At 65.7% G+C, this 19,266-nt stretch carries 17 protein-coding genes and 1 pseudogene; 12 read left to right on the top strand and 6 right to left on the bottom strand.

The window, feature by feature from the left end; all coding sequences use genetic code 11:
- Nucleotides 1–29 precede the first annotated feature (29 nt).
- Nucleotides 30–1,781 carry a bifunctional UDP-sugar hydrolase/5'-nucleotidase gene (locus C7W88_RS06420; protein ID WP_118072930.1) on the top strand — a complete coding sequence of 584 codons (1,752 nt, stop codon included), beginning with the start codon at nucleotides 30–32 and terminating at the stop codon, nucleotides 1,779–1,781.
- 100 nt (nucleotides 1,782–1,881) lie between these two features.
- Here the strand turns inward: C7W88_RS06420 and C7W88_RS06415 are convergent, their stop codons facing one another.
- From C7W88_RS06415 to C7W88_RS06400, 4 genes are read right to left on the bottom strand one after another with little or no spacing between them, the layout of a single operon-like run.
- The gene (locus C7W88_RS06415) at nucleotides 1,882–2,295 is read right to left on the bottom strand and encodes a hypothetical protein (protein ID WP_118072929.1); all 414 of its coding nucleotides are present in this window, start codon (nucleotides 2,293–2,295) and stop codon (nucleotides 1,882–1,884) included.
- Between the two features lies 1 nt (nucleotide 2,296).
- Entirely contained in the window at nucleotides 2,297–3,106 is an 810-nt protein-coding gene (locus C7W88_RS06410; protein WP_162895935.1) for a DUF1295 domain-containing protein, read from the bottom strand.
- A complete protein-coding gene (locus tag C7W88_RS06405) occupies nucleotides 3,099–3,710 on the bottom strand; it encodes a lysophospholipid acyltransferase family protein (protein WP_118072928.1) in 612 nt (203 codons plus the stop codon). Before C7W88_RS06405 ends, C7W88_RS06410 begins: the two co-directional genes overlap by 8 nt.
- A gap of 44 nt (nucleotides 3,711–3,754) precedes the next feature.
- Nucleotides 3,755–4,408 (bottom strand): ferritin-like domain-containing protein, encoded by a 654-nt coding sequence (locus C7W88_RS06400; RefSeq protein WP_240344862.1) that lies wholly within the window; start codon nucleotides 4,406–4,408, stop codon nucleotides 3,755–3,757.
- Between the two features lie 124 nt (nucleotides 4,409–4,532).
- On the opposite strand from C7W88_RS06400, the gene C7W88_RS06395 reads away from it, so the two are divergent.
- The 10 genes from C7W88_RS06395 to gspN all read left to right on the top strand — a co-directional run bounded on the left by C7W88_RS06395 (nucleotide 4,533) and on the right by gspN (nucleotide 15,735).
- Nucleotides 4,533–6,446, top strand: a complete 1,914-nt coding sequence (locus tag C7W88_RS06395; RefSeq protein WP_118072926.1) for a S9 family peptidase — start codon at nucleotides 4,533–4,535, stop codon at nucleotides 6,444–6,446.
- A 75-nt stretch (nucleotides 6,447–6,521) separates the two neighbouring features.
- On the top strand, nucleotides 6,522–6,941 hold the full coding sequence (locus tag C7W88_RS06390) for a DUF983 domain-containing protein (protein WP_118072925.1): 420 nt from the start codon (nucleotides 6,522–6,524) through the stop codon (nucleotides 6,939–6,941).
- A gap of 173 nt (nucleotides 6,942–7,114) precedes the next feature.
- Nucleotides 7,115–7,951, top strand: a complete 837-nt coding sequence (locus tag C7W88_RS06385; protein ID WP_162895934.1) for a type II secretion system protein N — start codon at nucleotides 7,115–7,117, stop codon at nucleotides 7,949–7,951.
- On the top strand, nucleotides 7,948–10,194 hold the full coding sequence (gspD, locus tag C7W88_RS06380; RefSeq protein WP_118072923.1) for a type II secretion system secretin GspD: 2,247 nt from the start codon (nucleotides 7,948–7,950) through the stop codon (nucleotides 10,192–10,194). Before C7W88_RS06385 ends, gspD begins: the two co-directional genes overlap by 4 nt.
- Before the next feature lie 3 nt (nucleotides 10,195–10,197).
- Nucleotides 10,198–11,736 carry a type II secretion system ATPase GspE gene (gene gspE, locus C7W88_RS06375; protein ID WP_118072922.1) on the top strand — a complete coding sequence of 513 codons (1,539 nt, stop codon included), beginning with the start codon at nucleotides 10,198–10,200 and terminating at the stop codon, nucleotides 11,734–11,736.
- Nucleotides 11,736–12,965, top strand: a complete 1,230-nt coding sequence (gene gspF / locus C7W88_RS06370) for a type II secretion system inner membrane protein GspF (protein WP_118072921.1) — start codon at nucleotides 11,736–11,738, stop codon at nucleotides 12,963–12,965. The genes gspE and gspF overlap by 1 nt, the downstream gene beginning before the upstream one ends.
- Nucleotides 12,965–13,438 carry a type II secretion system major pseudopilin GspG gene (gene gspG, locus C7W88_RS06365; RefSeq protein ID WP_370073204.1) on the top strand — a complete coding sequence of 158 codons (474 nt, stop codon included), beginning with the start codon at nucleotides 12,965–12,967 and terminating at the stop codon, nucleotides 13,436–13,438. The genes gspF and gspG overlap by 1 nt, the downstream gene beginning before the upstream one ends.
- Nucleotides 13,439–13,448: 10 nt before the next feature.
- Nucleotides 13,449–14,552: a type II secretion system protein GspL gene (gene gspL, locus C7W88_RS06360; protein ID WP_162895933.1), complete on the top strand. Its 1,104-nt coding sequence runs from the start codon at nucleotides 13,449–13,451 to the stop codon at nucleotides 14,550–14,552.
- Complete coding sequence (gspM, locus tag C7W88_RS06355; RefSeq protein ID WP_118072919.1) at nucleotides 14,552–15,028, top strand: type II secretion system protein GspM; 477 nt, start codon at nucleotides 14,552–14,554, stop codon at nucleotides 15,026–15,028. The genes gspL and gspM overlap by 1 nt, the downstream gene beginning before the upstream one ends.
- A complete protein-coding gene (gene gspN / locus C7W88_RS06350) occupies nucleotides 15,025–15,735 on the top strand; it encodes a type II secretion system protein N (RefSeq protein WP_118072918.1) in 711 nt (236 codons plus the stop codon). Before gspM ends, gspN begins: the two co-directional genes overlap by 4 nt.
- 17 nt (nucleotides 15,736–15,752) lie before the next feature.
- On the opposite strand, the gene C7W88_RS06345 is transcribed toward gspN, so the two are convergent.
- Both C7W88_RS06345 and nhaA read right to left on the bottom strand, forming a co-directional pair.
- Entirely contained in the window at nucleotides 15,753–16,208 is a 456-nt protein-coding gene (locus tag C7W88_RS06345; RefSeq protein WP_118072917.1) for a Dps family protein, read from the bottom strand.
- Between the two features lie 100 nt (nucleotides 16,209–16,308).
- Nucleotides 16,309–17,442: a Na+/H+ antiporter NhaA gene (nhaA, locus tag C7W88_RS06340; RefSeq protein ID WP_370073203.1), complete on the bottom strand. Its 1,134-nt coding sequence runs from the start codon at nucleotides 17,440–17,442 to the stop codon at nucleotides 16,309–16,311.
- Here nhaA and C7W88_RS23555 point away from each other — a divergent pair.
- A pseudogene (locus tag C7W88_RS23555) lies at nucleotides 17,414–18,895 on the top strand (glycosyl transferase family protein); the annotation flags it as partial. The gene nhaA and the pseudogene C7W88_RS23555 sit on opposite strands and share 29 nt — an antisense overlap.
- Nucleotides 18,896–19,266 lie beyond the last annotated feature (371 nt).

Below are 19,266 nucleotides of genomic sequence, written 5' to 3'. Positions count from 1 at the left end.
GCACCCGTTACGATAAGGTCGCTTTCCCGATGCATCAGCCCGTGCGTTTTTTCCTGCCCTTGGCCCTGTCCGGACTTCTCGGCGCCTGTGCCGCGCCGATGGCCGGTGGCGGAGCCTCGGGGCCGGTCGAGGTCGGCATCGTCGGGATCAACGACTTTCACGGCAGTCTCGAACCGCCGCGCCAGGCAGTGAATGTCAGCGATGGCAAGGGCGGGGTGATCGGCGTTCCGGCGGGAGGCGCGGCGTGGCTGGCCTCTGCGATCGATTCGATCCGGGCGAGGCATCCGTTTTCGATGACCGTCTCTGCCGGAGACATGATCTCGGCCTCGCAGCTGGCATCCTCGCTCTATCTCGATGAATCGGCGATCGGGGTGATGAATCGCATCGGCGTGGACTTCAACGCGGTGGGCAACCACGAGTTCGACAATGGTCAGCAGGAGCTGCTGCGCAAGCAGACCGGCGGGTGCGAGAAGTTCACCGCCAAGCAGCCCTGCGCGCTGGAGAAGTTCACCGGGGCGACGTTCAAGTACCTCGCCGCCAGCACGAAGCGGGCCGATGGCTCGACGCTGTTCCCCGCAACCGGCCTCAAGACCTTCGGCTCGGGCAGCCAAGCGGTCACGGTGGGCGTGATCGGGCTGACGCTGAAGGGCACGCCCAATCTGGTAAATCCGACTGGCATCCAGGGGCTGACTTTCGAGGACGAGGCCGACACGATCAACGCTGCCGTCCCTGCGCTGAAGGCACAGGGGGCAGACGCCATCGTCGTGCTGATCCACGAGGGCGGGCGCACCAAGGGCGATCCGGACCCGCAGGGGTGCAACGATTTTGCCGGTGACATCCGTCCGATCCTCGACCGGCTCGATACGCGGGTGGACGTGGTCGTCTCGGGCCATACGCACTGGGCCTATGTCTGCGACTACGCGCAGCTCAATCCGGCCAAGCCGTTCCTGCTGACCAGTGCGGGCGTCTATGGCGAACTGGTCACCGACATTACGCTCAAGATCGATCCGATGGCGGGGCGCGTGGTCTCGAAGAAGGCGCAGAACGTGATCGTGCAGTCGGTGCCCTACACCTCCACGCGCGGCCCGCTCGGCAACACCCCGCTGTTCCCGCAATTCCAGCCGAGGGCCGACATCGCGCAATATGTGGCGAAATACGTCGAGGCATCGAAGGAATATACCCAGCGCCCGATCGGCAGGATCGACCGCCCCGCGCCCAAGAACGAGGGCGCGGACGGCGGCGCGGGCGGCCCCCTGGGCAACCTCATCGCCGATGCGCAACTCGGCGCCACGCGCGACAAGGGCGCTGAGATCGCCTTCATGAACCCCTTCGGCATCCGCGCTCCGCTGGTCCCGGCGGCGGACGGCACGCTGACCTTCGGCGACATCTACCTGTGCCAGCCCTTCGGCAACAACGTGGTCACCGAAAGCATGACCGGCGCGCAGATCAAGGCGGTGCTGGAAGAGGGGCTGGACGATACGGGGCCGAAGCAGGCGCTGGCGCCGTCAGCGGGCTTTGCGTTCCGCTACGACCCGGCGCGGCCTGCGGGTGATCGCATCGTGACGATCACGCTCGACGGCAAGCCGCTGGACATGGCGAAGACCTACCGCGTGACGGTAAACGGCTTCCTCGGCCTCGGCGGCGATGGCTTCTCGGGCTTTGTCGGCAAGCCCGACACGGTGACCGGGCCGACCGACATCGACGCCCTGGAAAGCTGGATCAAGGCCGTGCCGGTGCGCGCTGTGCCACAGGAGGTGCGGGCGGGGGTGGTGAAGGGCTGAACCTCCCCACCACCAAACACTCGTCATCCTGAACTTATTTCAGGATCCATTTCGCCGATCAAGCCGCCGCTCGTGCTGAAAGATGGACCCTGAAACAAGTTCAGGGTGACGGGAGCGGTCTCTCAATGGTCCAGCCCGAACCTACCCAGATGGTGCCCGGCACGACCTGATAGGCCTCCTCCGCCTTAACGAATTCCCCAATCCTCGTGCCCTTTCTCAGGAGACACTCGTAGTCTTTTTTCCCGAGGCGGTTCGTTGGAACATGCACGCTGTAGTCATGCGGGCCCGTGTCCAGATCAAAACGTCCCAAACACGTTCCAACTGTTTCAATCAGTTCGGTTTTCAGGTTCTCGCTCAGGTTTGCTCCTCGTATCACTAACTCTTCCGGTTCGTTGAGATAGAGCCTGTCGATCACTTGCGCAGAGAGCATTGCAATGGCTGAGGCAAACGCGCCGGTCGCCACCCAGAACAGTCTGCGTTCGAAAAGCTTGCTCAGCCATCGTGTTTTGCTCATTTCACCCCCGCTTTGGCCACCAAGGCACAAACCCCGAAGTCCGCTCGACGTATTCCCTATACCCCGGCCGCCGCGCTTCCATGCCCTTTTCGAGCAGCGGCTTGCCTGACCACTTGGTCAGCGTGAAGGTCAGGAACACCGGGCCAATCACGCTCGCCAGTGCGACCCACAGGCCGGCGTCGGCGGCGGCGAGCCAGATGCCCCACCAGACGCAGGCGTCGCCGAAGTAGTTGGGGTGGCGGGTGTAGCGCCACAGGCCCGTCTGGAGAACGCGGCCCTTGTTGGCGGGGTCGGCGCGGAAGGCGCGCAGTTGCGCATCGCCGATGGTCTCGAACACGATGCCGACCAACCACAACGCGGTCCCCGCGATGGCCAGCGCGCCCAGTGGCGCAGGTCTTCCGCTGGCGAGGATGCCGAGTTGTGCAGGCAGGCAAGTGATGAACAGCAGCAGCGCCTGCGGGGCGAAGACGAACTTGAGCGCGGCTGACGCAAACTCGCCCTTGGCCTTGGCCTTGCCGAGCATCTTCGCATAGCGCGGGTCTTCGCCATGGCCGCGCCAGCGGGTGTAGAGGTGCCATGCCAGCCGCGCCGCCCAGATCACCGCCATCGCCGCAATCAGGCTCGCCCGCGCGCCGGGGCCGCCGCCGACATGCAGCCAAGAAGCCAAGGCCAGCACGCCCATGCCGCCGCCCCACACCGCGTCGATGAAGCTGACGTCGCCGATCTTCACCGCCACCCGCCACAGCAGGCCCATGCCGACCACGAGGATCGCGACGTTGACCAGCAGGGCGAGGAGCAGCGCATCAGGCATCGGAAACCTCCGGAGGCTCGGTCAGGCCCTTGCCGGGGTGCTTCGGCGTGACCTTGCGGTAGACTTCGAAGATCTTGCGCATGTCGGCTTCATAATCGCCAGATGGCCAGATGGCCGGGCCGAGGCCACCGGTCTTCGTCCCGTAGTCCATCATGCCGACGACCATCGGCACCTTGGCCTTCAGCGCGATGTGGTAGAACCCGCTGCGCCATTGGCCGACCGCGCTGCGTGTGCCTTCGGGCGCGATCGTCAGCATGAAGCGGTCGCGCCGCGCGAATTCGGCAACCATCGCATCGACCACGTTCTTGCGCGCCGACCGGTCGATCGAAACGCCGCCCATGTCGCGCATGAAACCGCCCAGCGGCCAGCGGAACAGGCTGTCCTTGGCCATGAAGTGCGGCTTCAGGCCAAGATCTTCGGTCAGGCCGATGAAATAGAGAAAATCCCAGTTCGACGTGTGCGGCGCAGCGATGATCACGCAACGGCCATCCGCAGGCGGGGTGCCGTGCGCCTTCCAGCCGCGCATGCGATAGAACGTGACCAGTGCCTTGCGCACGATCCGCGATAGCAGGCTGGGCCTGCGGTCCTCGATTGCCCCGTCCATCCACTTCTCCCCGCTGCAAGATTAGCGCGGGAGCCGTGCCCTGTCTAACGTTCCCCGGCATCAGGCCAAGCGACCATCCGCGGCGTCGAGCGACGCAGGAACAGGCTGGGCAGTTTCACCAGCATCAGCGATTTGTGAATCCAGTAATCGGCCCAACGCTCACGCCACTTGGTCTTCTCGCGGCCCTGCGCATCGAGCCAGGCGGCATAGGGCATCCAGTGGTCGGGCTCGTCCTTCTCGACCACCTCGAAGATGCGCTTCAAGGCCTTGTCCGAGCGCACGTGGCTGTTGTGGAGCAGGATCTCGACCTGCCGCATGCCGCGCTGTTCGGTCAGCATGATGACCCGGCACAGCTTCTCGAACGCCTCGGGACTGGCGATCACGCCCTGCGTGTCCAGTTCGTCGATCGAGCAACCGAACACCTTGTGGATGAAGCGATCGATGTGGCCGCAGGTGGAATCGACGGCGAGCGGCATCGTCCCGCGCAGTTCGAACCAGCGCCGAAACATCACATAGTGCTTGCGCTCGTCCGCGCGATGCTTCTCGATTGCGGCGATGAAGCCGGCATCATCCGGACATCGCGCCCGCACCGCATCCAGCACACGGTCAAGCGAAGTATATCCGCGATGTTCGTTGTAGATGTAGATCGACGCGAGGACGTCAAGAAAACGGGCGCGAAACAGGGATAGGGCGCGCATCATTGCAACATCATGACATGCATTCGCAGCAGGGCAAGTCTTTCCCGCACAACGGCAAATCGCACTTGCAATATGCAAGCGACCTGACCACTCCTCGGCAATCACGATTTGTTACAGGTGGGGCATGGGGTATTTGAGCGGCGTTACTGTTTCGGGTCTGGCGCTGGCAGCGGCGCTTTGTGTTTCCTCGCCAGCCGCAGCCGAGCGGCCGATTGCTGATTTTGCCCGACTGCCTGCAATTGCCGGGCCGGAGCTTTCTCCCAACGGCAAGCAGATCATTGCGCGGGCCGCGCAGAATGGCGCGCAGAAGATCGTCATCTTCAACACCGATCGTTCAGGCGAAAGCACGGTCATCGATGCCGACAAGGGCGATCTCAACTGGTATCGCTGGGTCAACAACGACTGGCTTATCGCCAACGTCGGCAATGTTGCGCTGGACACCGGGTTCTACGTTACCCGGATCGTGGCGTTCCGGGCCGATGGATCGAAGATGCACTATGTCCAGCAGAAGGAAGTCGGCCAGCACGCCGGCGACGTGATCTGGCAGGCCAACGACGGTTCCACGCGCATCCTTCTGGCATCGCAGAAGTCCGTCTATGCAAGCGACCCCGATTTCTGGCCGGAAGTCTCGCTGGTCGACGTGGCGACGAACAAGTTCGACAAGGTCGTCTGGCCGAAGGAAGGCGTGATGTCCTGGTATGCCGATGGCAGCGGCGCTGTCCGCGTCGGCATAGGCGATGAAAACGGTGGCCGCGATCACCGCCTGCTCTATCGCGATCGTGCGCAGGACGGCTTCAGGGTGGTGGCAAGGACCGGCGAAGGCAAGAACGACCTGCCCGTGCCGGTGCTGTTCCTTGCCGAACCGGGCAAAGCCGCGGCCTTCAGCGACAAGAACGGGCGCACCGCGCTCTACATGCTGGACCTGGCCACGATGCAGACCGGTGCCATGCTCTACGAAGCGCCCGAGCATGATCTGGATTCGCTGATCGCCGATCCGACGGAAACGCAAATTCGCGGCGTCCGCTATACCGACACGCGCCGCCGCACAGTGTGGTTCGATCCCAAGATGCAGCAGGTCCAGGCGGGGCTTGAACAGGCCTTTGCGGGCAAGCAGGTGCAGATCGTTTCGCAAAGTGCCGACGAGCAGACATTCGTCATCCGCGAGAGCAGTCCTTCGGCGCCGGGGAGCTATTACACCCTGTCGCTCGGCACAGGAAAGCTGGCCATGCTGGGGATGGAGAACCCTGCCATCGGCAACAAGCCCCTCGCCGCGGTCAAGACCATCAGCTACACCGCACGCGACGGGATGAAGCTCAACGCAGTTCTTACCCTTCCTTCGGGCGGAACCTCGAAGAACCTGCCGCTGATCGTCCTGCCGCACGGTGGCCCGCGCGCCCGCGATTATGAACACTGGGACTTCTGGACCCAGTTCCTCGCCGACCGCGGCTATGCGGTCCTCCAGCCGAACTATCGCGGCTCGACCGGTTTCGGCGCTGCCTATACTGCCGCTGGCGACGGCGAATGGGGCCTCAAGATGCAGGACGACGTCGACGATGCCCGCGCCTGGGCGGTGACGACAGGTCTGGCCGATGGCAAGCGCGTCTGCATCGCAGGCGGCTCCTATGGCGGCTATGTTGCCATGCGCGCGGCAGAACGAAATCCCGACCTCTATCGTTGCGCCATCAGCTTTGCCGGCGTCTCCGACCTGCCTGCGATCCTCAAGTTCGACAGCCAGTTCGTCGGCGGCCTGGGCAACCTCGACTATTGGAAAAGCCGCGCACCCGATCTTCGCGCCGTGTCGCCCATCAACAATGCCGAGCGGACCGGCATCCCGATCCTCGTGATCCACGGCAAGAAGGACCTGAGGGTGCCGCTCGCGCAGTCGAAGGACTACGCCGAAAAGTTGAAAAAGGCGGGCAAGCCGGTCGAATTCTACATCCAGCCGGAAGGCGACCACCACTTCAGCCGCGAGGAGGACCGATTGAGCTTCCTTGGCCAGATGGAAGCCTTCCTCGACAAGCACAACCCGGCAAACTGATAGCAAGGTTGTGCTTTGCGCTTGCGCCGGGCAGGCCTAAGGAGGCCTCGTTCGCACAACGACAGGCATTTGTTCATGGCCATCTTCACCGACAATCCCAAGTTTGACTGGATCCTGCGGTGTGGCTGGAAGGGACTGTGCCCGAAGTGCGGCAAGGGGCCGATGTTCGAGGGCTGGCTGAAGCTGCAGAAGACCTGCCCGGAATGCGGGCTCGACTACCAGTTCGCCAATGCCGATGACGGCCCGGCCTTCTTCGCGCTGTGCATCACCGCCTTCCCGCTCACGTTCTTTGCGGTCTGGCTTGAAGTTGCCTACGCGCCGCCGTGGTGGGTGCACGTGCTCACGTCCGTGCCGATCCTGGCCATCGGTTGCCTTGCCACGCTCCGCCCGTTCAAGGGCTGGCTGGTCGCCTCGCAATACGTGAACAAGGCGATCGAGGCGGGCACGGAAAACCTGTGGAGCAAGCTCAACGCACGAGAGCGCGAATCCGAATAGAGAGTGCAGCGCTCCGGAGCAGCGACGCCTTTTCCAAACTGGCGAGTTTGCCACGCCTTTGTCACACTCCCGTAGCATTGCACTGCTTGGCATCTGTCGGACCAAGTAACCGGAAGCATTTGTGAATCGCAGCCTTGCGGTTATTCCTGCTGCTTCGGAAGGGGAACGCTGGCGTGGGATTCGGGCAAAGGAGGCTGGTCATCGCCGGGTTGCGACCCGCCTTGCCGCCCCTGCATGACATACTGTGGTGGATGCTCGCCAGCCTCATCGCGGGGCTTGCCGCAGCGCTGTTCTGGGCGATCGTCACCCCGGTCTCGCCGCTGGGCGATTGGGCGCCACGCGGCGTTCGCATCATGTCGCCCACAGCCCGCGCAGCACTGTTCGCCACGGTCGATCCGTTCAACCGCACGCCCGCCGCTTCGGCACAGGCAGAGCAGTCGGGCGCGGTAACCTCGCTCGCGCTGACCCTGTTCGCCACGCGCGCGACGCCCGGTGGCGGCGGCACGGCGATCATTGCCGGAGGAGACGGCCTGCAGCAGGTCTATCGCGTTGGCGCCGAAGTGCAGCCCGGCGTCACGCTGGCGGCAGTCGCATTCGATCACGTCGAACTGGCGCGCAATGGCGCAAAGGAACTGCTCTATCTCGACCAGTCCGGCCCGGCGCCCAGCGCACAGGGCGTTGTCGCGGCAAACCCGGTGGCAGCACCGGCGGCAGCCGCACCCGGCGGCGGGGTCAGCGTTGCCGCCTTGCGCAGCGGGGTCAACTTCGGGCCGCGCGCCGAAAGCGGAAAGGTCGTCGGTGTCGAAGTCCTCTCGTCGGGTGACGGGGCGGCTTTCCGGGCCGCAGGCTTCCAGCCCGGCGATGTCATCACCGCTGTCGATGGCAAGCCGATCACCAGCGCGGCCGAAGCCGCTGCGCTTTCCGGTGCCATCCGCGCCGGCACTTCAGTCGCGGTCACCGTCCGTCGCGGGGATCGCCAGCTTCCTCTTGCTATCACATTGGCCCCATGACCTTGCGCAAGCTCCTTAGCCCCAAGATGCTCCTCGGAGCCGCAGTGCTCGCCCTTGCCGTGCCGCAGGCCGCGCTGGCGCAATACACCCTCAACGTGCGCGAAGCGGACATCCGTGCTTTCGTCGCCGATGCCGCCGAAGTGACAGGCCGCACCTTCATCGTCGACAGCCGGGTGCAGGCCAAGATCAGCGTCGTTTCCGACCGTCCGCTCAGCCGCTCGGAATACTTCGAGGTGTTCCTCTCCACCCTGCGCGCCAATGGTCTCGTCGCCGTGCCGACCGGCAATGGCGCGTTCCGCATCCAGCCCGCCGAGGGCGCGGCCAGCAACCCCTCGCGCATCGGCAGCCGTGGTGCCGCGCTCAGCCAGATGGTCACCGAAGTCATCCGCCTGCGCGCCATCGACGCTGCGCAAGCGGTGGAGACCCTGCGCCCGCTGATCAGCAAGGAAGGCGCGATCACCGCCAACAAGGCGGGAAATTCGCTGGTGGTCGTCGATTATGCCGACAACATGCGCCGCATCCGCGCGCTGCTGGCCGATATCGACCGCGACAACGCCGCCACGCAGACCGTGATCCTCGACCATGCCGGCGCGCGCGAGATCGCCACGGCATTGAGCCAGCTGGTCCCGGCCGGCGGCGAAGGTGCCCGCGCGCTGGCCACGGTCGTCGCGGTGGACAGCTCGAACGCCGTGCTGATGCGCGGCGAACCGGCCACGCTGGCAAAGCTTGCGGCAATGGCCCGCCAGCTTGACGCGAAAGCTGCGACCGGGGGCGAGATCAAGGTCGTCTGGCTGGACTATGCGGATTCGGCAGCGCTGGTGCCGGTGCTCGAACGCCTGCTGGGCGGTCAGGGAGGTGGCGAAGTGGCTTCGGCCAGCGCTGCGCCCGTTTCGCTCGGCGGCGTCGGCGGCAGCCAGACGTCGAACGCAGGCACGCAAGGCTCGACCGGGCAGGCAGCTGCCACCGGCGGCAGCCAGACCAGCCCGATCGGCGCCACCGCGGGCGGGCTCGGCAATGGTCCGATCAAGCTTGCCAATGGACGCGGCACGGCCACGATCACGCGCTATCCCGGCGCCAACGCGATCATCATCGCCGCGCCAGCCGATGACCAGCGCCGCATCGGCGAAGTGATCCGCCAGCTCGACGTGCCGCAGGAGCAGGTGCTGGTCGAAGCGATCATCGTCGAGATTTCGAACAACGTGGCGAAGGAACTCGGCGTCCAGCTGCTGTTCGGCGGCAAGGACAAGCCCTTTGCCGTCACCAACTTCTCCAACTCCTCGCCCAACATCATCGATATCGCGGGCGGGCTGCTGGCCGACAACCTCAACCAGACGACCACCGTGGTCAACGGCACCACTGTCACCACCACGACCAACAGCACGGCGGGAGACCTGCTGCGTCAGAACGCGGCCACCAAGGCACTCTCGGCCAGCGGCGCATACACCGGCTTCCTGACAGAGCTGTCGAAGGACACCTACCTCGGCGCGCTGATCAATGCGGTGCAGACCGACAAGAACTCGAACATCCTGTCGACCCCGCACATCACCACCAACAACAATGTCCCCGCCTCGATCCTGTTCGGCCAGGACGTGCCGATCACGACGGGCGAGGCGCTGTCGAGCGGCAATTTCAGCGACACCTTCCGCACTGTGCAGCGCCAGAATGTCGGCATCGAGCTTGATGTGACGCCCCAGATCAACGCCGGGAACATGGTCCGCCTCGACCTGCGCCAGGAAGTCAGCTCGATCGCAGGCACCGTTTCCAGCAAGTCGGACGAGCTGATCATCAACAAGCGCGAGATCAAGACGACCGTGACCGTGGGCGACCGCGAAATCGTCGCATTGGGCGGCTTGCTCGACGACAACGAACAGCGCACGCTGCAGAAGGTGCCGCTGCTTGGCGACATCCCGGTGGTGGGCGAACTGTTCAAGTCGCGCGGGCGCAGCAGGGTCAAGACCAACCTCATGGTCTTCATCCGCCCGACGATCCTGCGCAACGCCGCCGACCGCGCCGCACTAGCCGCGCGCCGCTATGGCGTCGTCCGTCAGGCGCAGATCGATTTCAACGCCAAGCAGGAGCCGACCATCGACGAACTGATCGTCGACTACATGGGCGCAACGCTGCCGGCCGCACCGTCTGCGCAAGTTGCGGTGGTCGCTCCGGGTGACACGCTCATTCGCCCGCGCGCCACGCCGGTACCGCTTGATCAGACCGAACTTCCGCCGAGCAGCGCACAGAACTGAAGCATGGAAAGCGTGAGCGCCATCGCAGACACCGGGGAGCCGCTGGTCGAGGCGGTGACCATCGTCGCGCCTGCGCCGGTGCCAGCGGTCCCCTATGCCTTTGCCCGCGATCACGGCGCACTTATCGAAGCCGTCCATGCCGAACATGTCACCGTCGCGCTGCGCGATGGCGCGGACCCGCTGAGCCTGCTCGAGATTCGCGGCAGCTTCGGCTTGCCACTCCGCGTCCGGCGCGTATCTCCGCCGGAATTCGAGAAGCTGCTCGCCGATGCCTACGCCATGGATGGCGCAGCCGCCGCCGTGGCGGGCGACATGGGCATCGCGGGTGACGGGCTCGATCCGCTCGCGCTTGGCCTGCCCACTGCCGAGGACCTGCTCGACAGCGCCGACGATGCCCCCGCGATCCGCTTGATCAACGGCCTGATCGCCGAAAGCCTGCGCCAGGGCGTGTCCGACATCCACATCGAACCCTATGAAACCGCGCTCGTCGTGCGCATGCGCGTCGATGGCGTGCTGACCGAGAAGCTGCGCATGCCCCCGCATGTCGCCCCGGTGCTGGTCAGCCGCATCAAGGTCATGGCGCGGCTGGACATTGCCGAACGCCGCGTTCCGCAGGACGGACGCATCTCGCTCAGCCTTGGCGGCAAGCTGGTCGACGTGCGCGTCTCCACCCTGCCCAACCGTGCGGGCGAGCGTGTGGTGATGCGCCTGCTCGACAAGGAGAACGCCGGGCTCGATCTCGTCCACCTTGGCCTTGATGCCAGGGCCGAGGACACGCTGCGCCGCGCCCTTGCCGAACCCAACGGCATCGTTCTCGTCACCGGGCCGACGGGTTCGGGCAAGACGACCACGCTCTATGCCGCGCTGCGCGGGCTGAACGATGGCCAGCGCAACATCCTGACTGTGGAAGACCCTGTGGAATACGCTGTGGATGGCGTGGGCCAGACGCAGGTCAATTCCAAGGTCGGCCTCACGTTCGCCGCCGGTCTGCGCGCGATCCTGCGCCAGGACCCTGACGTGGTCATGGTCGGTGAAATCCGTGACCGTGAAACTGCCGACATCGCCGTGCAGGCCTCGCTCACCGGCCACCTTGTGCTGTCGACGGTCCACACCAACGATGCCGCCGGTGCCGTCACCCGCATGCGCGACATGGGCGTGGAGCCATTTCTGCTCGCCTCCACCTTGCGCGCGGTCATCGCCCAGCGCCTGGTCCGCCGCCTCTGCCCAAATTGCCGCGAGGAGCGCGCGCTCGATCCCGGCATGGCCGAGGTGCTGGGCATGAAGCCGGGACGGACGGTCTGTTCCGCCAAGGGCTGCGGTGAATGCAGCCAGACCGGCTATCAGGGCCGCGTCGGCGTGTTCGAGGCACTGCGGGTGGACGACACCGTCCGCCAGATGATCCACGACAATGCCGACGAAGCGGCCATCGCCCGCCATGCCTTTGCCGATTCGCCAACCTTGGCCAAGGCCGTGCGGCGCATGGTCAAGGATGGCACCACGTCGCCTGAGGAAGCGGCGCGCATCATGCGGCGGGACGGCTGATGGCGCGTTTTGCCTATCACGCCATCGATCCCAAGGGGGACGAACGCCGCGGCGCGATCGAAGCGGCCAGTGAAGCGTCGGCGCGGGAAAAGCTGGTCGCGCGCGAATGGTTCGTGGTCAGCGTGCAGGCCGATGTCGCTGCGTCCGCCCGTCGTGCCGCCACCAGCACCTCCGGCCTTGCGCTGTTCGCCACGAAGCTTTCGGCCAAGCAGCTCGCCCTGTTCACCCGCCAGCTCTCCTCGCTGATGGTCGTCAGCCCGCTCGAGGAAACCTTGCGCACAATTGCCCGGCAGACCGAAAAGCCCAAGGCGCAGGCGATCCTTTCAAGCGTCCACGCCGGGATCGTCGAAGGCCTGCCGCTGGCCGAGGCCATGCGCCGCGAAGAGCCGAGCTTTCCGCCCATCTACCGCGCGATGATCGCAGCTGGCGAGAACTCCGGCAGCCTCCCTGCCATCGCCGACCGGCTGGCCGACATGCTGGAGCGGCAGGCGCAGGTGCGCGGCAAGATCATCGCCGCGCTGGCCTACCCCATCGTGCTGTCGTTTGTCGCCATAGCGGTCGTCACCGGCCTGATGATCTCGGTCGTCCCCCGCGTGGTCGAACAGTTCGACAACGCCAGCCGCCAGCTGCCGGTGCTGACCCGCGTGGTCATCGGCATCTCGCAGTTTCTCAGCACTTGGTGGTGGGCGCTGCTTGCCCTGATCGCGCTGGCAGTCGTCGGCTTCGTCCGCGCCTTGCGCCAGCCCGCCTTCAAGCTGCGCTTCGATGCCGCGCTGCTGCGCCTGCCCTTCATCGGCAAGCTCATCCGTGATGTCCACGCCGCCAGCCTTGCCCGCACGCTGGCCACGATGATCGAGGCACGCCTGCCGCTGGTCGATGGCCTGCGCCTGTCAACGCGCACTGTCTCGAACGCAGTGCAGGCGCAATCTCTCGCCCAGATCAGCGAGAAGGTCCGCGCTGGCGGCTCGCTCTCCACCGCCCTGCGCGAGGCGGGCACCTTCCCGCCACTGCTGGTCTACCTTGCCGCCAGCGGGGAGGCAGCGGGCCAGCTCGGCACCATGCTCGAACGCGCCGCCGACTATCTCGAGCGCGAGTTCGAGGCGTTCACCGCCGCGGCCATGGCGCTGCTCGAACCCGCGATCATCGTGGTGATGGGCACGGCTGTCGCGCTCATCATCCTCGCCATCCTGCTGCCGATCCTGCAGCTCCAGAACCTCACCGGACTGTGATGACCATGACCGAAGTTACGCCCGAGCCGACCCCCGAGACCGCTGATGAGCGCCGCCGCAACGGCTTCAGCCTTGTCGAACTGATGGTCGTCATCTTCATCATCGGCCTGCTCGCCACCGTGGTGCTCATCAACGTCCTGCCCAGCCAGGACAAGGCGATGGTGGTCAAGGCGCGCAGCGACATTGCCACGCTCGAACAGGGCATGGAAATGTACCGCCTCGACATGGCCAGCTATCCCGGTCTGGCCGAGGGTCTGAACGCCCTCAAATCCCCGCCCGCCAACCTTGCCCAGCCGCAGAACTATCGCTCCGGCGGCTATGTGAAGGAGGTGCCGACCGATCCCTGGGGCCACCCCTACCAGTACCAGACCCCGGGCCGCGACGGCAGGCCGTTCGAGATCTTCTCCCTTGGCGCCGATGGCCAGCCGGGCGGCAGCGATCTCAACGCCGACATCTACGCCGGACAGAACTGACGCGGCGCAGATGGCCACCACCGGCTCCCCTTCTGCTGACGGATTGATCCTGATCCTCCCGCCCGGGTCGGGCGATCCCTGGCGCTGGCGCCGGGTCGGCGAAGCTGGCGTGGGGCCTGAAGAATACTCGGCCGACCTGCCGGTCCACTCCTCGGTCACCGTGCTTGTACCCAGCGCCCTTGCCCCCGTCGTGGACAAGCCCCTGCCGGCGATGCCGGTGGCACAGGCGCTTGCGGCCGAACGTCTCGCGCTGGCGCAAGGCGGCCTTGCCGCAGAGCGCCACGTCGCAGTCGCCGCAGCGGATGGACGCCTGCTCTCCAGCCGCCTGTCCGCTTCGGAGATGGACCATTGGCTGGCCACCTTGGCAACGGCCGGGATCGATCCGCAGGCCATCGTTCCGGCGGCCCTCGTTCTCCCCAGGCAGGACGGCGCTCTGGTCCTTGGCGCTCTGGGCGAACAGTTGCTCGCGCGGACCCCGGCAGCCGCATTTGCGGCAGAAGAGGCACTGGTCGAAGCGCTGGGCGAATGTCTGGACCAGACTGCGCTCGACGAGGATGCCCTGGCCGAGCGACTCGCCCAGGTTCACGCCGCCCCGCCGCTGAACCTGCGGCAAGGCGCCTATGCTCCGCGCCGCGTCTCGGTGTTCCGCACCGCCAACTGGCTCGGCCTGGCCCGCATGGCCGCAGTGGCCGCACTGCTTGCCCTGCTGCTGATGGTGGTGTGGATCGTGAAGTGGAATCTCGACAGCAGCGCCGAGGAAGCCCGCGCCCTCGACCTTGCTCAGAAGCGCTTTCCTGCCGCGACCGATCTCGCCACGGCCGAACGCCTGCTCGCCGCAGAACTCGCCAAGCGCGGCGAAGGCGGTGCCAGCTTTGCCGCGCCCGTTGCTGCCGTGCTTGATGCCATGCGCCCCGTGCCCGGCGTGAAGTTGCGTGATCTTGGCTACGGCGCCGATGGCACCTTGCGCTTCACTGCTGCCGCGCCGCGCGCAGAGGATGTCAACGCCGTGCTGATCACGCTGCAGAACAATGGCTGGAAGGTTACCGTGCCGCCTGCCCTTGCCCCTGACCCGACCGGCGCCACCGTCGCCGCCATAACGGTGAGGGCACCGTGATGCGGCAAGTCTCCACCTGGTACATCGGCCTCACCCGGCGCGAACGCGTTCTGGTCAGCATCGGCGGCGCGCTCGCCGCAGTGATCTTGCTGGTCTATGGCATCGTCCTGCCGGTCGGCAACGCGCTCGACGCAGCCGCCACCCGCCATCGCGAGGCGACCGAGCGGGCTGGCAGGATCACGGCCGGGATCGCCGCGCTCAAGCGCGCGCCCGCTGACCGCACCGCCGCGCTGGCCGGTCCGGTCGAACAGATCGCCGGAGCAAGCGCGCAGGAAGCCGGTTTCGTGGTGCAGTCGAACGAACGGCGCGGGTCCGACATGGCCGTTCTGGTCATCCCGACCGCGCGCCCGTCTGCCGCGCTCGCCTGGCTCGATGCGCTCGGCGGTCAGGGACTTGCTGTGGAACAGATAACCCTGACGCCTGCGCCCGACGGCACGGTTTCGATCAACGTTACCGTGCGAAAGGCGGCATCGTGATCGGGCGCTGGATCTTCATCCGTGGCGCCGCCATGGGCCGTCGTGGCTGGCTGGCACTCGGCATGCTGTTCGTGGTTGCCCTGCTCGTCCTGCTCCCGCTGCGGCTGGTGCTGGGCATGGCCCTGCCCGAAACGATCACCGCGCGCAGCGTCGAAGGCAGTGTCTGGAGCGGGCGGATTGCCGATCTCAACGCCGGGCCCCTGCCGCTTGGCACTGTCGATGCCAGCCTCCAGCCGCTGCCGCTGCTGATTGGCCGCCCGCAGTTCGCCATCTCGCGCGAAGGCTTTTCCGCGCAGATCGGCCCCTCGCGCCTGATTGGCGCAAACGGCTCGGTGCTTCTGCCCGATGGCCTCGGCGGACTGCCGGTAACGTCGCTCGGGTTTGGCGATTTCTCGGCGGTCATGGTCGATGGCAAGTGCGCCGAGGCGCAAGGCACGCTCAGCCTGACCCTGGCCTCGCTTGGCCCGCTCCTGCCCGATGCGCTGGTTGTCTCGGGCCAGGCCCGCTGCGAAAACGGCGCGTTGGTCGTACCGATGCGCGGTGCGCAGGGCATGGAACGCCTGACGCTTAAACTCGGCGCCGACGGGCGCTGGCAGGCAGACCTTGCGCTTGCAGGCCTGCCCCAGGAAACTGCCGAAGCGCTCAAGTCCTCAGGGTTCGATACCCGTCCCGACGGTGTCGGCATCGTGACGGGCGGAACTTTCTGAAAGCTGTGCGCTGAACCTTACGCGAGCGTCTGCGTCAGGAACCAGGCGCGCTGTTCGGCCTGATCGGTCCAGTCGTCGGCCATGCCTTCGGTGGCGTTGTCACCGGCTTCGGTGGCGGCTTCCTTGACCGCGCGGATGGCCTTGATCAGCGCCACGTTATCGTCGCGCAGGGCCTTGACCATGTCCATGGCGTCCACCTTGCTGCGATCGTCGTCCTTGATCGAAGCCTTGCCCGCAATCGCGCCGATGCCGGTCAGCGTATCGCCGCCATTCTTGCGCACGCGCTCGGCAATCACGTCGGTCAGCGCGAAAAGTTCGGCGGCCTGCTCGTCGAACAGCAGGTGAAGTTCGCGGAACTGCGGGCCAGCCACGTGCCAATGATAATTCTTGGTCTTCAGATAGAGCGTGAAATAATCGGCCAGCAGACCGTTCATGCTGTCGATCAGGGCCTTCTTTGCATTGTCGCCGGGCATGACATTCCCCTTTCGTGTCCGGGTGGATTGAGCCTCTTATACGCCAGACCGACTGAAAGGTTTCATGCAATAATACGGCAACATTGATCGACGGCATCAATCACATCTGTCCCTTTGCGCTCCCTTTCAGCAGGAACAGCCCGGCCAGTGCGGAGATTATCGATCCGCCCAGAATCCCCAGCTTCGCCTCTTCGACCAGCAGCGGGCTTTGCGGGAAAGCAAGGCTGGCGATGAACAGGCTCATCGTGAAGCCAATCCCGCACAGCAGGGACAGGCCCCACAACTGGCGGATGCTGGCCCCGGCCGGACGCTTGGCGATACCCAGCTTTTCCGCCGCCACGATGCTGCCAAGGATACCCACCTGCTTGCCGATCAGCAGGCCCGCGGCAATCGCGATTGGCAGGGCTAGTGGCCCCCCGTCGATCGAACCTAGCGCAACGCCGGCATTGGCAAGGCCGAACAGCGGCACGATCAGGAAGCCGTTGGGCGCAACCAATGCATGTTCGAGCCGCAGGAGGGGACTGTCATGCTCCCGGTTGAGCGCCAGCGGCACGGTCAACGCGGCGAGCACTCCGGCAATGGTCGCATGGACGCCGGAATGCAGCACGGCATACCACAGCGCCACAGCCCCGAGGATATAGGGGATCAGCGAGCTGACCCCGGCACGGTTCACCACCACCAGTGTCAGGAAAATGGCGGCGGCGCTGCCCAGCCACATGAGATCCAGCCCGGTCGTGTAGAAGAACGCGATGACCAGGACCGCGCCAAGGTCGTCGACGATCGCCACGGTCAGCAGGAACAGGCGCAAGGACGATGGCAGGCCCTTACCCGCCAGCGCCAGCACGCCGATGGCAAAGGCGATGTCGGTGGCCGAAGGAATCGCCCAGCCGCGATGGAGCGCCGGATCGCTCCCGGCTATGCCCATGTAGATCAGCGCCGGCACTGCCATCCCGGCGACAGCCGCGATGACCGGCAGGCGGCGGCGGCTCGGGCTTGAGAGTTCGCCGTCAAGGATCTCGCGCTTGATCTCCAGCCCGACGACGAAGAAGAACACCGCCATCAAGGCATCGTTGATCCACAGATGCAACGTGTCGAGCTTGGGCACGGGCGTCCATGGCAGCGTGTGGTGGAACAGCTCGTGCCATGGGTCGGCCAAGGGGGAATTGGCAAGGACAAGGGCAATCGCTGCACAGACCATCAGGACGATGCCCGGTGCTGCTTCGTTGTGCGTCAACTTGTGCAGAGCGCCCCTGAGCCCTGAATTTCCTGCCATTTTCGAATCATCCCATGTTCACGAAACTCAGGCCTTGGGCCTAGCATTCCCCTTGTGCCGACGGGGGTCTGGCACGTCAAACAGGGGCAAGCTCTTGTCACCATGGCCGACCTATCCCGCGTTGCAATGGCTCGCGGTTGTCGAGCACGAATTGCTGCTGTTTGCCGCAATCTGGTTTGCGATCTTTGCGATCGACGAACTGGCCGTGGACCTCGCCTGGCTTCGCCTGCGACTGAGCGGCAAGCTGCGCACCCCGCGCGTCTCGCACCCCTGCAATGCCGAACTCAATGGTCTGGCCGTCGTTCTGGTTCCCGCATGGCTGGAATCGCGGGTGATCGGGCCGATGGTGCGCCATACCCTGCAAAGCTGGCCGCAAAGCAATTTACGCCTCTACGTCGGCTGCTATCGCAATGACCTGGCCACCATTTCCGTACTCGTCTCGCTCGCGCCCGACCCTCGCCTGCGGGTCGTCATCCATGATCGTGACGGCCCGACGACGAAGGCCGACTGCCTCAATCGCATCTATCGTGCAATCTGCGAGGACGAGCGGCGCAGTGACCTGCGCGTGCGCGCGCTCATCCTCCACGATGCCGAGGATATGGTCCATCCCGCCGCTCTCACGCTGATGGACCGCGCGCTCGACCATGCGGATTTCGTGCAACTCCCGGTCCGCCCCGAACCGCAGTGCGCAAGCCCCTGGATCGCCGGCCATTACTGCGACGAATTTGCCGAGGCCCATGCGCGCGACATGGTGGTCCGGCACCACATCGGCGCCGCCCTCCCCTCGGCAGGCGTGGGCTGCGCCTTTTCGCGCCGCGCGATTGACCGCATCCTCGTCGCCCGCGCCAGTACCGAGCCCTTCGCCGCCGAATGCCTGACCGAAGATTACGAATGCGGCCTGCTCGTCCATCAGACCGGCGGGCGGTCTGTCTTCCTGCGCGTGCGCGACAGTTCGGGCGCGCTCGTCGCCACGCGCGAGTTCTTTCCGGCAAACCTCGTCGCATCGGTGCGGCAGAAGACGCGCTGGGTCCACGGCATCGCCTTCCAGGGCTGGGACCGGCTGGGCTGGAAGTGCGCGCCCGGCGACATCTGGATGCGCCTGCGCGATCGTCGCGGGCCGCTGGTCGCGCTCGTCCTTGCCGCCGCCTACCTGCTGATCATGTTGTGGCCGGTGGTCCTGATCGCCAAATCATCGGGGCTCGCTGTCCCGGTAGACGACGGCCCGCTGCTCAAAGGCCTGTTGGCATTCAATCTCGCCAGCCTGATCTGGCGTCTGGTCATGCGCGCGCTGTTCACTGGCCGCGAGTATGGCCGGGCGGAAGCCTTGCGCGCCGTGTTCCGGTTTCCGGTGGGCAACGTCATCGCCATGCTCGCCGCGCGTCGCGCCGTCACTGCCTACGTCCGGGTGCTGGCAGGCGGCGTCCTGCGCTGGGAGCACACGGTCCACCACGTCCACGTCGCACAAGCCCCAAGCTTGACGAGGAAGCGCAGCAGCGGCCTTTGCCGGTTGCGGCATGAGGGCAGGTCCCGCGGCGAGGCGGCGGGGGCAGCCCCTGCTTGCGCTCGCCCTCGTGCTTGTCGGCTGGATCACCGGACGCGCCCTGACACTGCAGGATTACCCCCGGAACGGACCGCCCGCTCCCCCGGCAAGCGTGCCGCCCTTGCGCCACCAGCCCTCGCTCGCCCGTCAGATACTCCCCTTGCCCCTTCGCCGCCCCCATCCGCACATCTCGAGCCTTGCCCCGCAGCGAACTTCCGCCCCACCGGCTGCCACATCAACACCAT

It is taken from the genome of Novosphingobium sp. THN1, from assembly GCF_003454795.1.
Lineage (GTDB): Bacteria > Pseudomonadota > Alphaproteobacteria > Sphingomonadales > Sphingomonadaceae > Novosphingobium.
This window is presented reverse-complemented; position numbering and strand designations above follow the sequence as displayed.